15 protein-coding genes are annotated in these 13,518 nt (G+C 55.7%); 11 read left to right on the forward strand and 4 right to left on the reverse strand.

The genetic code is table 11. The features are described from left to right. Window positions 1-68 precede the first annotated feature (68 nt). A complete protein-coding gene (gene trpC, locus DC3_RS17675; protein WP_146886643.1) occupies window positions 69-848 on the reverse strand; it encodes an indole-3-glycerol phosphate synthase TrpC in 780 nt (259 codons plus the stop codon). Between the two features lie 121 nt (window positions 849-969). Between trpC and DC3_RS17680 the strand changes: the two genes are divergently transcribed. From DC3_RS17680 to DC3_RS17710, 7 genes are all read left to right on the forward strand, one after another. Further along, complete coding sequence (locus DC3_RS17680; protein ID WP_146886645.1) at window positions 970-1,884, forward strand: diacylglycerol/lipid kinase family protein; 915 nt, start codon at window positions 970-972, stop codon at window positions 1,882-1,884. A 358-nt stretch (window positions 1,885-2,242) separates the two neighbouring features. Beyond that, window positions 2,243-2,773: a hypoxanthine phosphoribosyltransferase gene (gene hpt, locus DC3_RS17685; protein WP_146886647.1), complete on the forward strand. Its 531-nt coding sequence runs from the start codon at window positions 2,243-2,245 to the stop codon at window positions 2,771-2,773. A 1-nt stretch (window position 2,774) separates the two neighbouring features. Continuing rightward, on the forward strand, window positions 2,775-3,608 hold the full coding sequence (gene nadC / locus DC3_RS17690; protein ID WP_146886649.1) for a carboxylating nicotinate-nucleotide diphosphorylase: 834 nt from the start codon (window positions 2,775-2,777) through the stop codon (window positions 3,606-3,608). Window positions 3,609-3,856: 248 nt separating this feature from the next. Further along, window positions 3,857-4,807 carry a quinolinate synthase NadA gene (gene nadA / locus DC3_RS17695; RefSeq protein WP_146886651.1) on the forward strand — a complete coding sequence of 317 codons (951 nt, stop codon included), beginning with the start codon at window positions 3,857-3,859 and terminating at the stop codon, window positions 4,805-4,807. A 90-nt stretch (window positions 4,808-4,897) separates the two neighbouring features. Next, on the forward strand, window positions 4,898-6,364 hold the full coding sequence (gene nadB, locus DC3_RS17700) for an L-aspartate oxidase (protein ID WP_146886653.1): 1,467 nt from the start codon (window positions 4,898-4,900) through the stop codon (window positions 6,362-6,364). Continuing rightward, window positions 6,361-7,230: a nitrilase-related carbon-nitrogen hydrolase gene (locus tag DC3_RS17705; protein WP_146886655.1), complete on the forward strand. Its 870-nt coding sequence runs from the start codon at window positions 6,361-6,363 to the stop codon at window positions 7,228-7,230. The genes nadB and DC3_RS17705 overlap by 4 nt, the downstream gene beginning before the upstream one ends. Continuing rightward, window positions 7,227-8,075, forward strand: a complete 849-nt coding sequence (locus DC3_RS17710; RefSeq protein ID WP_146886658.1) for an NAD+ synthase — start codon at window positions 7,227-7,229, stop codon at window positions 8,073-8,075. Before DC3_RS17705 ends, DC3_RS17710 begins: the two co-directional genes overlap by 4 nt. 60 nt (window positions 8,076-8,135) lie before the next feature. On the opposite strand, the gene DC3_RS17715 is transcribed toward DC3_RS17710, so the two are convergent. After that, a complete protein-coding gene (locus DC3_RS17715) occupies window positions 8,136-8,606 on the reverse strand; it encodes a hypothetical protein (protein WP_146886660.1) in 471 nt (156 codons plus the stop codon). Between the two features lie 134 nt (window positions 8,607-8,740). Here DC3_RS17715 and DC3_RS17720 point away from each other — a divergent pair, with 134 nt between their 5' ends. Both DC3_RS17720 and DC3_RS17725 read left to right on the forward strand, forming a co-directional pair. Further along, on the forward strand, window positions 8,741-9,772 hold the full coding sequence (locus DC3_RS17720; protein WP_146886662.1) for a CobW family GTP-binding protein: 1,032 nt from the start codon (window positions 8,741-8,743) through the stop codon (window positions 9,770-9,772). Window positions 9,773-9,824: 52 nt separating this feature from the next. After that, a complete protein-coding gene (locus tag DC3_RS17725) occupies window positions 9,825-10,277 on the forward strand; it encodes a hypothetical protein (RefSeq protein WP_146886664.1) in 453 nt (150 codons plus the stop codon). A gap of 63 nt (window positions 10,278-10,340) precedes the next feature. Here DC3_RS17725 and purU read toward each other — a convergent pair whose 3' ends face one another. Both purU and DC3_RS17735 read right to left on the reverse strand, forming a co-directional pair. Continuing rightward, on the reverse strand, window positions 10,341-11,183 hold the full coding sequence (purU, locus tag DC3_RS17730) for a formyltetrahydrofolate deformylase (protein WP_146886665.1): 843 nt from the start codon (window positions 11,181-11,183) through the stop codon (window positions 10,341-10,343). Window positions 11,184-11,312: 129 nt separating this feature from the next. After that, window positions 11,313-11,681, reverse strand: a complete 369-nt coding sequence (locus DC3_RS17735; RefSeq protein ID WP_034338341.1) for a S1 RNA-binding domain-containing protein — start codon at window positions 11,679-11,681, stop codon at window positions 11,313-11,315. Window positions 11,682-11,972: 291 nt separating this feature from the next. On the opposite strand from DC3_RS17735, the gene minC reads away from it, so the two are divergent. Further along, window positions 11,973-12,650: a septum site-determining protein MinC gene (gene minC, locus DC3_RS17740; protein WP_146886667.1), complete on the forward strand. Its 678-nt coding sequence runs from the start codon at window positions 11,973-11,975 to the stop codon at window positions 12,648-12,650. Between the two features lie 410 nt (window positions 12,651-13,060). After that, window positions 13,061-13,501 carry a ribosome maturation factor RimP gene (gene rimP / locus DC3_RS17745; RefSeq protein WP_146886669.1) on the forward strand — a complete coding sequence of 147 codons (441 nt, stop codon included), beginning with the start codon at window positions 13,061-13,063 and terminating at the stop codon, window positions 13,499-13,501. Window positions 13,502-13,518: the final 17 nt, after the last annotated feature.

Genomic DNA, 13,518 nt, shown 5'->3' on the forward strand with positions numbered 1-13,518 from the left:
TTTGATGTGAACTGTTGACTTTGAACTGTAAACTTCTTCAGCAGAGGATGTCCTGCAGACTGGCTCTTCTACACCTTCAGCAGTTCACGGGTGGCTTCTTCCAGACTGCCACTGCCTGAGAGGCTGGACCCCACCAGCACAGCGTCTGCAACCCCCCTGATCTGGGCCAGTTGCTCTGGCGTGGAGTACCCACTTTCTGCAATCAGGACACCCTCAAAACCTGCTGCACGGGCTTGTGCGATCAGTCGGGGAGAAACTTCCAGATCGATGTTCAGGGTGGTCAGGTCCCGGTTGTTCACTCCAATGATGGGGGCTCCTGAAGCCAGGGCAATGTCCAGTTCCTCTGCAGTGTGCACCTCCACCAGAGCATCCAGACCGCAATGATGGGTGTACTCCAGATATTCCCCGACCAGATCTCCCAGCACGGAAACCATCAGGAGGACAGCACTTGCGCCCCACTCCCGGGCCTCTTCGATCATTCTGGGATGCAGCACGAAATCCTTGCGCAGCACCGGAATGTCCACTTTTGCCACCACAGCTTTGAGAAACTCTGGAGAGCCTTTGAAGTAGCGCTCCTCGGTCAGGACGCTGATGGCACTGGCCCCTCCACGCTGATACGACAGTGCCGCCTCAACAGGATCAAGTTCTGCGATGGCCCCCAGAGATGGACTGGCCTGTTTCACTTCGGCAATGAGGGCCAGAGGCGAATTTCTCAGGGCCTCTTCAAAACGCCGGGTTCGCTGTTGCTCTTGAAAATCCGTGGTGACAGGAAGAGGGTAATCCTGTGCCCGCAGGGTGCAGATTTCGCCCAGCACACCAGGGACACGGGTGAGGTCAGGTAAATGCATGACAGCATTGTACCCACTTGCTTTGATGGGAAACGCAAGTCGTTTAACGAAGTGTTGAGGGTTTGCAGGCAGTAGGCCTTCTCACCATCTCAGAAGACAGAACATCACTACCATAAGGCATATGCAACGCGTGCTGATCATTGAAAACAAGAAGGCGGGCCGTGGAAACCACAACCTGCATGAGTTCCGCGACCTGATGATTGACAAAGGCATCAATGTGGTGGAGCGGGAACTCAGCCGGGAAACCACCCCCCATGCCCTCACTGCCGATGCAGACACTTTCGAGGCGGTGGTGGCTGCAGGTGGGGACGGCACCATCAGTTGTGTGGCCCACGCCCTCTCAGGGAAAGACATCCCACTCCTCACGTTCCCTGCAGGAACCGCCAACCTGATTGCCGTCAATCTGGGCATTCAGGACCATGCAGAGAACCTGTATGACCTGCTGGAAAACGGCGAATCCTCCAGAATCGATCTGGCGGAACTGGTGGTGGGCACCAAGCAATACGGTTTCACCATGCTTGCAGGGGTGGGTCTGGATGCTGAAATGATCCATGCCAGTGAAGAACTGAAACCCACCCTCGGGGTGGCCGCCTATGTGGTGGCCATGCTGAAAAAAATCGCTGTTCCAGAAGCAGACATCACCCTCGAAATGGATGGCAAAACGGTCAAAACCAGAGGCATGAGTGTGATGATCGCCAATTTCGGGATGGCCACCTTCGGCATCCCCATCGCAGAAGGCATCGATCCCAGCGATGGCCTGTTCACCATCATCGTGCTGAAAGGCAACACACCACTGGCCCTGGTCCCAAGCATCATCGAGAGCATCAAAGCCCACCTGAAGGTCGGCAAAGTGGATTACGGAGACCGGGTGGAGATCTACCACTGCCGTGAGATCACCATTCACACCGACCCGGTGCTCCCCGTTCAGTACGACGGTGAAGTGGTGGAGGATGCACACACGCCGGTTCATGCACGGGTGATCCCCAGAGCTGTCCGCATGATCCGGGCGAGGGAGAAAGAGGAACTGGCGACTTGAAGCCAAGAGCCGAGAGCCGGCGACCCAGTGCGACCCAGCGACCCAGCCGATCAAACCGCTTTGATCGGCGCATTGGGGTCAAGAAGCCGCCTGGGGAGCACGTATTCAGGGCCAAGACAGAGCCGAGAGCCGAAAGCCGAGAGCAAGGTCATTTCTGGGATTTGCTGTGTCAAGAACTCCACAGAATGCCGACCAGGTGTATCAACACACTCTTGTATCGGATGGGTTGACTGCAAAACCAATTCATAGAACTTGCGCACCAGCGTGCTTTTTGCACTCGGCCCTCGGCCCTTGGCCCTCGGCAAAACCACTCCATCTTCCTGCCCTTAATCACCCCGCCGTGCTAGACTCTTGTGGTATGGTGTTTTCCCCTGGTAACGGAGAAGTTCAAATCAGCGCTGAGACCATCCAGCAGCGCATCAGAGAAATCGGTGAGCAGATCACCCGTGATTATGCAGGTCAGGAGCCCCATCTGATCTGTGTTTTAAACGGTGCGTTTCTGTTCCATGCAGATCTGGTCCGGGCGATCAATCTGCCCCTCACGGTGGATTTTCTGGCCGTGTCGTCTTATGGCAATGCCAAGCAGTCGAGTGGTGAGGTGAAGCTCATCAAGGACCTGAGCCTGCCCATTTCCAACCGCCATGTGATTCTGGTCGAGGACATTGTGGACACCGGCATCACCATGAATTACCTGCTGCACTACCTGGAGGGGCGTCAGCCTGCCAGCCTGAAGGTGGCTGCCCTGCTGTCCAAACCTTCCCGCCGCAAGGTTCAGGTGCCCGTGGAGTATGTGGGGTTCGAGATCCCAGATGCCTTCGTGTATGGTTTCGGTCTGGACCGTTCACAGCGGGACCGCAACCTGACTTTCATCACTTCCCAAGAGACCTGAGATGCTGAGCCTGGATGAACGCTTGAAGTTTGCCCTTCAGGAAGACATTGGCCGTGGCGATGTGACCACCCTTTCCACGGTCCCAACAGGGCAGCAGGGCATCGGTCTGCTGAAACTCAAGAGCACGGGTGTGGTTTTTGGACTGGATGTGGCACGTTCGGTGTTCCATCTGGTGGACCCTGAATTGCAGGTGTCCTGGGATGTGCAAGACGGCCGTGCGCTTGATCCTCAGGTGCTGGGCAAAGTCACGGGCAGCATGCAGAGCATTTTGCTCGGCGAGCGTCTGGCCCTGAACCTGATGCAGCGTCTTTCTGGCGTTGCCACCCTGACACGTGCATTTGTGGATGCTCTTGGTGACAGCAACACAAAAGTGCTGGACACCCGCAAGACCACGCCTTTGTGGCGTGATCTGGAGAAGGCCGCCGTGCGTGCCGGAGGTGGGGTCAACCACCGTTTCGGTCTGGACGATGGTCTGCTGATCAAGGACAACCATGTGGTGGCTGCAGGTGGCGTGAGGAATGCCATTCAGGCTGCCAAAGAGCGGTTTTACCTGATCAAGATCGAATGCGAAGTGGAATCCCTTGAGCAGTTGCGAGAAGCCATCGAAGCAGGTGCAGACCGCATCATGCTGGACAACATGGATGATGCAAACCTGCAAGCAGCAGTGCGGATTCGCAATGAACTCAATCCAGCCATCTCGCTGGAGGCCAGTGGCAACATGTCTATTGAACGTCTGAGACGCATCAAGGACTTTGGTCTGGATTTTGTGAGTGTGGGTGCCCTGACGCATTCAGCCACAAGTTTGGACATCTCGCTGGATGTTCGGCTCGCCTGACCCAACAATGACAGTCTGAGGCTGCCTGCAGCATGGATCTGCAAAGGGCACGCATGGACTGTCATTTTATTGTTTTTCAAACAAGCATTTGCCTGTCTCAAAGGGTTGAAACTTTCACACGTTCCTGACCAAGTTACGCAGAAACCATAACATAACTCATAAACCTCATGGTGACCTGGAGCTATTATGAGAGCAAGAGGTCTGGAATCCAGACCTGTCCCCAGAGTCGCAACCCAAGAGGTGACTTGATGAACCTGATTCAACTGGAACCCTACCGCACCACAGACGAACTGAAAGCCGAAATTCAGCGTCTGAAAACCGAGAAAAAAGCGGTGGTTCTCGCCCACAATTACCAGCGTCCAGAAGTGCAGGAGATTGCCGACTTCGTTGGCGACTCCCTCGGACTGGCCCGTCAGGCAGCCAGAACTGAAGCCGAAGTGATCGTTTTCGCTGGTGTGCACTTCATGGCAGAAACCGCTGCCATCCTCAACCCCGAGAAAAAAGTGTTGCTTCCCAACCTGAACGCGGGTTGCTCCCTGGCAGACACCATCACTGCAGACGATGTGCGGGCCTGGAAGCAAGACAATCCAGACGGTCTGGTTGTGGTCTATGTGAACACCACTGCAGATGTCAAAGCCGAGGCCGATTACTGCGTGACCAGCGGAAACGCCGTTGCCGTGGTCAACTCCTTGCCAAAGGACAGAAAGATCTTCTTTGCCCCAGACATGTTCCTGGCTGCTCACGTGGAACGCCAGACCGGACGCAAACTGGACATCTGGCTCGGTGAATGCCACGTGCACGCCGGAATCCGCCCGGATGACATCGATGCCCAGAAAGCGGAGAACCCCGGTGCAGAATTCCTGATTCACCCTGAGTGTGGATGCGCCAGTCACGCCATCTACAACTTCCCGGACACCCCGCTGCTCTCCACGGAAGCCATGATCAGCCACTCTCGCCAGTCTGAGGCGAAAGACTTCATCGTGGTGACCGAGATCGACATGGTGCACCGCCTGAGGCGCGAAGTTCCCGGGAAGAACTTCATTCCGGTGAACCGCACCGCCCTGTGCGAATACATGAAGATGATCTCCCTGGAGAACGTCTATGAAACCCTGCGCGACCTGAACAACCAGGTCACGGTGCCCCAGGAGGTGGCCGAAAAAGCCCTGACCAGCATCGAGCGCATGATCCAGATCGGGTGAATTTCAGACCGAAGAAATGAAAGAGGCACAGTCAGACTGTGCCTTTATTCCTGTGGACACTTCATTGCTGTGGAAAGAAGGTTAAACACCATGCCCCATGATCTGTTGATTGTCGGTAGTGGAATCACCGGGCTGTATGCGGCCCTGCATGCCAGAAGTCTGGGTTTGAGTGTTTTGCTGATCAGCAAGGCAAAACTGGAAAGTGGGTCCACCTTCTGGGCCCAGGGAGGTCTCGCCTTCCCCACCAGCCCAGAAGACGTTGAACCCCACGTACAGGACACCCTCAGGGCAGGTCGTGGCCTGTGCGATGAAAAAACGGTGCGCCTCTTTGTGGAGGAAGCCGGACAGCACCTGCAGAAACTGCTCTCTTATGGGGTCCCTTTTGAAGGCCACCAGACCCTGGAGGGTGGGCACAGCCACCCTAGGGTGTTTCATGCCTGGGGAGATGCATCTGGACGTGCTGTGAGTGTGACCCTCACCCAGGTGGTGCGGGATCAGGGCATTGAGGTGCTGGAAGGGGCTTTCGTGCAATCTCTGCTGCTCTCCGAGTCAGGGCGTGTGGTGGGTGTGCAGACCCGCAATCAGAATCACCTTGCTGGAGCGGTCCTGCTGGCCTCTGGAGGCTTCGGGCAGCTCTATCCAGTGACCACTGCACCCGAAGAGGCCACAGGAGACGGAATTGCCCTGGCTTACCGTGCAGGGGCCGTCCTCAGGGACATGGAATTCGTGCAGTTCCACCCCACTGTGTTTCTTGCTGGAAACCGGGGCCTCCTCATCACCGAGGCAGCACGGGGTGAAGGGGCCGTTCTGCTGAATGGCAACATGGAACGCTTCATGCAGGAATACGACCCCCAGGGCGAACTGGCTCCCAGAGATGTGGTGGCCCGTGCCATTGCTTCTGAAGAGGCAAAAACCGGGCGGGTGTACCTGGACCTGAGGCACCTTGGGGCTGAATTCGTGCAGCACCGTTTCCCCAGCATCTACGAACGCCTGCTGTCACATGGGGTGGACATCAGCACTGAACCTGTTCCCGTGAGTCCTGCCGTCCACTACACCATCGGAGGCATCTTCACCGATGTGGATGGAAAAACCACCCTGGAAGGCCTGTACGCTGCCGGAGAGGTCGCGTCTTCAGGGCTGCACGGTGCCAACCGTCTGGCAAGCAATTCCCTGCCAGAAGGTCTGGTTTTTGGAGTGCGGGCCGTAGAAGCAGCCCACAAAAGCCTGAAATTTGAATCTCCAGTGTCCAGAACCCAGCTTGAAACTGTGGGAAGCAAGGCCAGTGTTCAGCAGGTGATTGGTGCAGGGGCAGGCATCAACCGCACCGCTGAAACCCTCCGTCTGGCCCTCGAAACCCTCCCAGAGCCAGGGGCAACAGACGGCAGCACCATTGACACCCTCGAAGCAGGAAATCTGGCCCGTGTTGCCAGAACCGTCCTGAAAGGGGCACTGGACCGTGAGGAATCCAGAGGCGGCCATTTCCGCACAGATTATCCAGAGCCAGACGAAGTGCGTCACAGCCTCTTTCAGATTCCTCCCCTGCTGGAGACCTTATGATCAGACACGTCGTATTGCAGATCAAACCCGAAAAGGGCAACATCCAGGGCAATCTGGAACGCCTGAAGAAAGCCCTGCTGGACATCCGTGAAGAGTCTCCTGATGTGGTGGTTTTGCCAGAATCTTTTCTGACCGCCTATTTTCTGCAGGGAGGGGTGCGGGAACTGGCCCTGACGCAGCAGGAACTGTTTGTCCGCCTGAGCAGCATGTACCAGGAACTGAACTGGCCCGGTCTGCTTGATCTGGTGATTGGTTTTTACGAGCGTGAAGGGGGCACCTTCTACAATTCATGTGCCTATGTGGAACTCGGTGGAAGGGGCATCTTGCATGTGCACCGCAAGGTCTTCCTGCCCACCTACGGGGTCTTCGATGAGGAGCGTTACCTGTCCAGAGGCTCCCGCATTCAGGCCTTCAACTCCCGATTTGGACGGGTGGGCATGCTGATCTGCGAGGACTTCTGGCACACTGTGACCAGCACCATCATTGCTCTGGACGGCGCGCAGGTGGTTTATGTCCCCTCCGCAAGCCCTGCCCGTGGCTTTGCTTCCCAGAACCCAGCCAACATGGAACGCTGGAGTGCCCTGGCCCAGGCCGTCGCTGCTGAGCATGGCATGTACACCCTGCTCAGTTCCCTGATTGGCTTTGAAGGAGGCAAGGGCATGGTGGGAGGCAGCCTGATTGTCAGCCCGGAAGGCAAGATCATGGTTTCTGCTCCTGCCTTCGAGGAAGCTGCACTGGTTGCAGAAATCGATCTGGAACGCATTCCTGCCGTGAGGTACGACAACCCACTTCTGGCAGACCTGCAGGGGAACCTCCCTTCCATCCTGCCCGACCTGAACCGTGTGATGCACAGAGGTGAGAAATGAAGATCCTCAGGGCCGACAGAGGCAGCGAAGTGCTCGACCTCAATTGCGCACTTCTTGCCCAGTATCTGGAGCGTTTCATTCGAGAAGAGTTGGCATGGAGAGGATACAAAAAGGGCCTGATTGGTGTCAGTGGAGGGGTGGACTCCGCCCTCACCCTGGCCCTGGCCGTCCGTGCTCTGGGTGCCGAGAATGTGCATGCTGTGGCCATGCCACACCAGCGTTCTGCACCCACTTCCTTTGAGCACGCAAAACTGGTCTGTGATGCTTATGGGGTCACATTGGACACCGTGGACATCACACCCATTGTGGAAGGTTACGCCCAGACCGATCCAGAAATGACAGCCCGCAGACGGGGCAACCTGATGGCCCGCAGCCGCATGATGGTGCTCTTTGACCAGTCTGAAAAACACCACGCCCTGACCCTTGGGACAGGCAACAAGACTGAGCGTCTGTTTGGTTACTTCACCTGGCACGCAGATGACACCCCCCCCATCAACCCTCTGGGAGACCTGTACAAGACCCAGGTCTGGGGACTGTCGGAGTACGTTGGGGTGCCAGATGCCGTGCTGCACAAAGCCCCCACGGCAGACCTCGAAGCAGGCCAGACCGATGAGGGGGATCTGGGCATCACCTACAGACGGGCAGATGTGATTCTGGAGCACTACCTCAAAGGTTACCCCGATGCCTACATCGAGAGCCTGGGTTATCAGCTGTCTGAGATCGAGCGGGTAAAAACCCTGGTGAACCGCACCCACTGGAAGCGCACCACGCCAGCGACAGCCGTGGTCAGCAGCACAGCCATCAACGAGTTTTACCTGAGGCCTCTGGATTTCAGGATTCGGTAAACCCCTTTTGTGAAAATGGAAGACGACCCTCCATAGGGTCGTCTTCTTGCACCTTGAGGCTCAGAAGAAGACTTTGAGTCCTGCACGACCACCGAGGTCGAACCCTCCAAAGTTTCCAAAGGTGTATTTGGGTTGCAGTTCAGCAAAGATTGCAGCGGTTCTGGTGAATTCAAAATCTGCACCAAAATTACCACGCAGGGCCACACTGGGGTTGCCACTGCCCACACCCAGTTCCAGGCCGAAACCCACATAAGGCTTCACATCGCTCTTGCCAAATGGATAGAGCAGATCGGCTGCAAAACCCATGCCAAAGCTTCCCTGACGAATGTCAACCATCACTTCTCCACGGCCATCAAAGTCACCCAGGAACTTTTCGGCACCAATGCCCAGGTTTGCCGAGAACCAGGGGTTACCCTGACCATGAGTGACAAAGCCAGCTTCGGCTCCAGTGCTGCCCTGAACGTAAGTCTTCCCTGCTGCGAATGCGCTGCCCGCCAGGGCCAGAATGCTGATCATCACGATGTTTTTCATGTTGTTTCCTCCAGCGTAGTACTGTACTGCACCACAGGGGAAAATTCTATGCCATGAAAAATGGGCTGTCTGTGTTTTCCGTCAGCGCTTTCAAAGCCTTGACTTTTATTGATATATGATTATCATTAATCAGTATGTCGAGCATTCCTGTCACTGTCCTGTGTGGTTTTCTGGGAAGCGGAAAAACCACGCTCCTGAACCACCTGCTCTCCCAGAGCAAAGACCGCAAAATTGCTGTCATCGTCAATGAATTTGGCGAAATCAACATTGATGCCAGCACCATCGTCCACACCGATGAGAAGACCATCGAACTCTCCAATGGCTGCATCTGCTGCACCCTGCGAGGAGACCTTCTTGAAGCCGTAGACGATTTGCTGAAAACCCGCGAACTGGACCACATCGTCATTGAGTCCACTGGAATTGGCGAACCCCTCCCGATTGCCCAGAGTTTCTGCCTCACGCCAGAAGAACTTGATCTGGACCCTGGCCTTCCCAACCTGCTGGGCAAAGTCCACATTGACGCCATGGTCACCGTGGTCGATGCCGCCCAGTTCTTCGAGATGTACCACAGACCCGGTACCATCGAAGGAGACGATCTGGAACGGGGTTACGGGCAACTCCTGCAAGAGCAACTGGAATTCGCCAATCTGGTGGTGCTCAACAAGCTGGATGTGGCCACGCCAGAAGATGTGCAAAAGCTTGAAGAATTCATTGCCCTCACCAACCCCAGAGCAAAAGTGCTGAAAAGTATTCGTGGCGTGATTCCCATCGAGGACATTCTGAGCGTTGAACTTTTCGATTTCGAGGAAATGAGCCAGCTGGACAGCTGGATGCTGGAACTCGAAAAAGAGCACACTCCGGAAAGTGAAACCTACGGTCTGGGAACGTACATTTACCGCACCCAGGCCCCTCTGGATCTGGACCGCCTCTATGACATTCTGGAGCAAGGTCTTCCCAGAAACATCATTCGCTCCAAAGGCTGGCTGAACACCGGGTCAGACGTGGCCACCCTCTGGAACCACACAGGCCGCTTCCTGACCCTGGAACCCATGGGCGAATGGAACAACCCGGCAGAGGCCTTCACAGAACTGGTCTTCATCGGGCAGGATCTGGATGGTGCAGAGATTGAGGACCTGCTCTCCTCTGCCCTGACCGTCCTGAGGTGAGCTGTTGCAAGTTCAACACAGGTTTCATCTGGAAACCCGTTAAGCTGAAGACATGAAAAGCTTGCTGCTCATGACCCTGCTGATGGCTTCTTCCGCTCTGGCCCAGGAAAAATACAACCTGATTCAGGCCACCGACAAAACCAGTGCCATGCCTGGAGAGGTCATCACCTACCTGCAGGATTTCACGGTTTCAGAAAACATCACGGGCATCAGCCTGCAACTGGGCATCCCCGAAAACACCGACCTGGTGCAGCTCACGGTGGTCTCTCCCAATGCCAGGGTGCTCATCAGCATCGACAAACAGAACTGGCTGCCCCTCTCCAGAATCGGAGATGGCAACATCCTGATCACCGCAGATGAATTCCAGAAAGCCTTCGGTCAGGCAGCAGGGACCTTCTTTGTTGCTGCAGACACCAACAGGGATGGCGTTCTGGATGGTCTGGACACCTTCACTCCTGAGGATCAACTGGCCGTGATCTACAAGGTGAAACTGCGTCAGCCCTGATAGAAACAACTTCATGAAACAGAAAGGGGTGAGCCGACGGCCCACCCCTACAGCTTGATGATCTCAATAAAAGACAACGGTTTTGTTCTCGTACACCAGAATGCGCTCTTCCACATGCCAGCGCACCGCACGGGCCAGCACCTGGCGCTCGATGTCGCCACCCAGACGCACCAGTTCCTCAATGGTCTGGCGGTGGGAGACCCGCACCACATCCTGCTCAATGATGGGACCTTCATCCAGATCATTGGTGACGTAGTGGGCCGTCGCACCAATGATTTTCACCCCGCGCTGGAAAGCACTGTGGTAGGGCCTGGCACCAATAAATGCAGGCAAAAAGCTGTGGTGGATGTTGATGATCTTGTTGGGCCATTTGCCCACCAGTTCTGGAGACAGAATCTGCATGTAGCGGGCCAGCACAGCAAAATCGACCCTGTGTTCCACCATCAGGTCATGAATGCGCTGTTCCTGTTCCTGCTTGTTGCCTTTCGTGACAGGCAGGTGGTAGAAAGGCACCCCAAAGAACTCTGCGTCTTTCTGCAGGTCAGGGTGGTTGGAGATGATCAGGGGAATCTCGACCTCCAGTTCTCCCCTGCGTTGACGCCAGAGCAGGTCCAGCAGACAGTGGTCGTATTTGGACACCAGAATGGCCATGCGTTTCACTTCATCGAAACTCATGCTCCAGTCCATGCTGAACTGGTCTCCAATGGCCTGAAATGCCCCCCTCAGGATTTCACCAGAGGCCCTGCCCCGCTCAAACTCAATGCGCATGAAGAATTCTCCACCGCTCTTGGCCGTGGCATGCTGATCGGCGTGGATGATGTTGCACCCTTGCTGGGTGAGAAAGCCTGAAACCGCAGCCACAATTCCAGGCTGGTCAGGACAGTGAATCAGTAATCGGGCCGTCATATCAGGTCATACTAGCACTGCACAGACAAAACACTGAAAGTATACGTGCATACGGCATTTACTGGAAAAGTTTCAGCTGGACCGAAAACAAAAAAGAGGCACCCGAAGGTGCCTGAGGATCAAAGAATCTTACTTCTTGCGCTTCTTGCCGCCCTTTTCACCGGGGCCACGCTCTTTGGCGTCACGCAGGAAGGACCGCAATTTGTTTTCAAACTCGGGGCTCTGGCGACCGATCATGCGGGGACGGGGCATCTCTTCGGGAGCATCCTGAAGCTCCTTGATGGAAAGGTCCAGACGGCCCTTCTCGTCACGCCCGAGGACCTTGACCTCGATGGTCTGGCCTTCCTGCAGGTAGTCGCTGACATTCCGCACGTAGCTGTGGGCGATCTGGGAGATGTGGACCAGGCCCACTTCTCCGTTCTCGAACTGAATGAAAGCGCCGAAATCCGTAATGCGGGCAACCCGCCCTGTGACCACTGCTCCTGATTCAAATACCACTTTGTGTTCCCTTCATAGGTTCTCTTGCAACAGTGTACACCATGAGAGGCGCATAAGGGGTGTCTGGAATCGCCCAATTCCAGAATTCAAGGTTGATGAACGCTTAATGGGTACAGACCTTTGGTATGCCTCATGAGGTTTGAGACCGTCCGGGAGGGGCTTTCAGGCATTACTGGAGAGATTTGACGTCCAGATCCGGGTTTTTCCTGATGACAGGCTGAGTTTGAGTGTGTTTGGGCCGCTCCATCAGGCTTACTTTTCCTGATGAACTCAAGGTAGAATGAGGCTCATATGAAATTGCGTGGAACGCTGAGTGGCCTCAGCTTGCTGCTGGAAAGCAAAGACAACCTCGAGAGCCTGGACACCCAGCTGAAAGAAAGGGCCCAGGTGCTCTCCAGGGCCCAGGTCTCCATTGAAATTGAACAGGACATTCCCTGGGTGCTGATCGAACACGCCCAGAGCCTCCTCACCGAACTGGGCGCAGAGCTGAAAAGCATCCGGCCTGCCATCAGTGCCCGCAGCACTGCACAGACAACACCAACTTCTACAGCCTCTGCCCCTTCAACACCTGCACCTGCAGCCTCACCTCAGCCCAGCAAACCCATCCTCCCCCAGCAGACCCGCATTCTGACCCAGCAATTGCGATCTGGCATGCGCATCGAGCACCCGGGAAGCCTGGTTGTGGTTGGAGATGTGAACCCTGGCGTGGAACTCATTGCAGACGGTGATGTGATCGTCACTGGCGCTTTGCGAGGCATGGCACACGCAGGCGCCAACGGCAATGAAACCAGCGTGATCTGGGCCAGACCCATTGCCTCACCGCAAATCCGCATCGGCAAGGCGGTGGCCCGAGCCCCTGAAGGCAAGGTCATGGACACCATGCGCCGCAACGAGAACTTCGATGCAGAGATGGCACGTCTGGAAAACGACCACATCGTGATTGAGATTGTGAAGTCGAGCAAGCACTGACCCCAGGTGCAGGTTTTTGAGGTTAGATCCCCCTGCTTCTCGCGTTCGCTCGAAGCTGTCCCCCTTGACGAAGGGGGATTGATGGGCATAAAGGTTGGTGTCCAATGGAGTCGTACACCAACCCCCTTTCGTTAAGGGGGGACAGTCTTGTGGATGCTACGCATCCTACAAGACAGGGGGGATCTGGCCCTCAGTGCATTCAGACGCCCACCTCAATGTCAGCAAAGTGACGGGCAGAGCGAAGCGATGCTCAGAAGATCTCAATTCGCTTTTTCCCCCCATATATCGTATACTTAAGTGTAGTCTCGGGCCTGAGCCCGATGCAGTTTGAGGGCAAGCCTTGAACGAAGAATCCCTGTGTTCATAGGGGTGGGTGCATACCCACCCTTTTATCATGGGGGAGGTGCAAAGTGAATCTTGAGAGCATCGCCGTCAACATCCTGGAACCTCTTGGGTTCGAGGTTCTGGAAGTTCAGGTGCAAAATGCACAGCGCAGCCCGATTGTTGTGGTGCGCATTGATCGCCTGGACGAGCAGCCTGTGACCACCGAGGACCTGCAACTGTGCAGCCAGACCCTCGGTCTGGAGTTTGACCGTCTGGACCCCATCAAGAAGGAATACCGTCTGGAGTTTGAATCTCCCGGTCCCAAACGTCCTTTGAAGCGGGCACGTCACTTCGAGCGCATGCTGGGCCTGAAAGCCAAAGTGCGTTCCAGTTTGGAAAATTTCACCGCGCCCATCAAAGAGGTGAACGGTGACCTGGTGACTTTTGATCACGGTGAAGAGGGCATCACCCTGCGCATTGGCGAGTTTCAGGCCAACCTCGCAGAGTTCCCCGACCGCCACCGTTAAATTCAAGGAGAACGAAC

This window comes from Deinococcus cellulosilyticus NBRC 106333 = KACC 11606 (assembly GCF_007990775.1).
GTDB lineage: Bacteria > Deinococcota > Deinococci > Deinococcales > Deinococcaceae > Deinococcus_C > Deinococcus_C cellulosilyticus.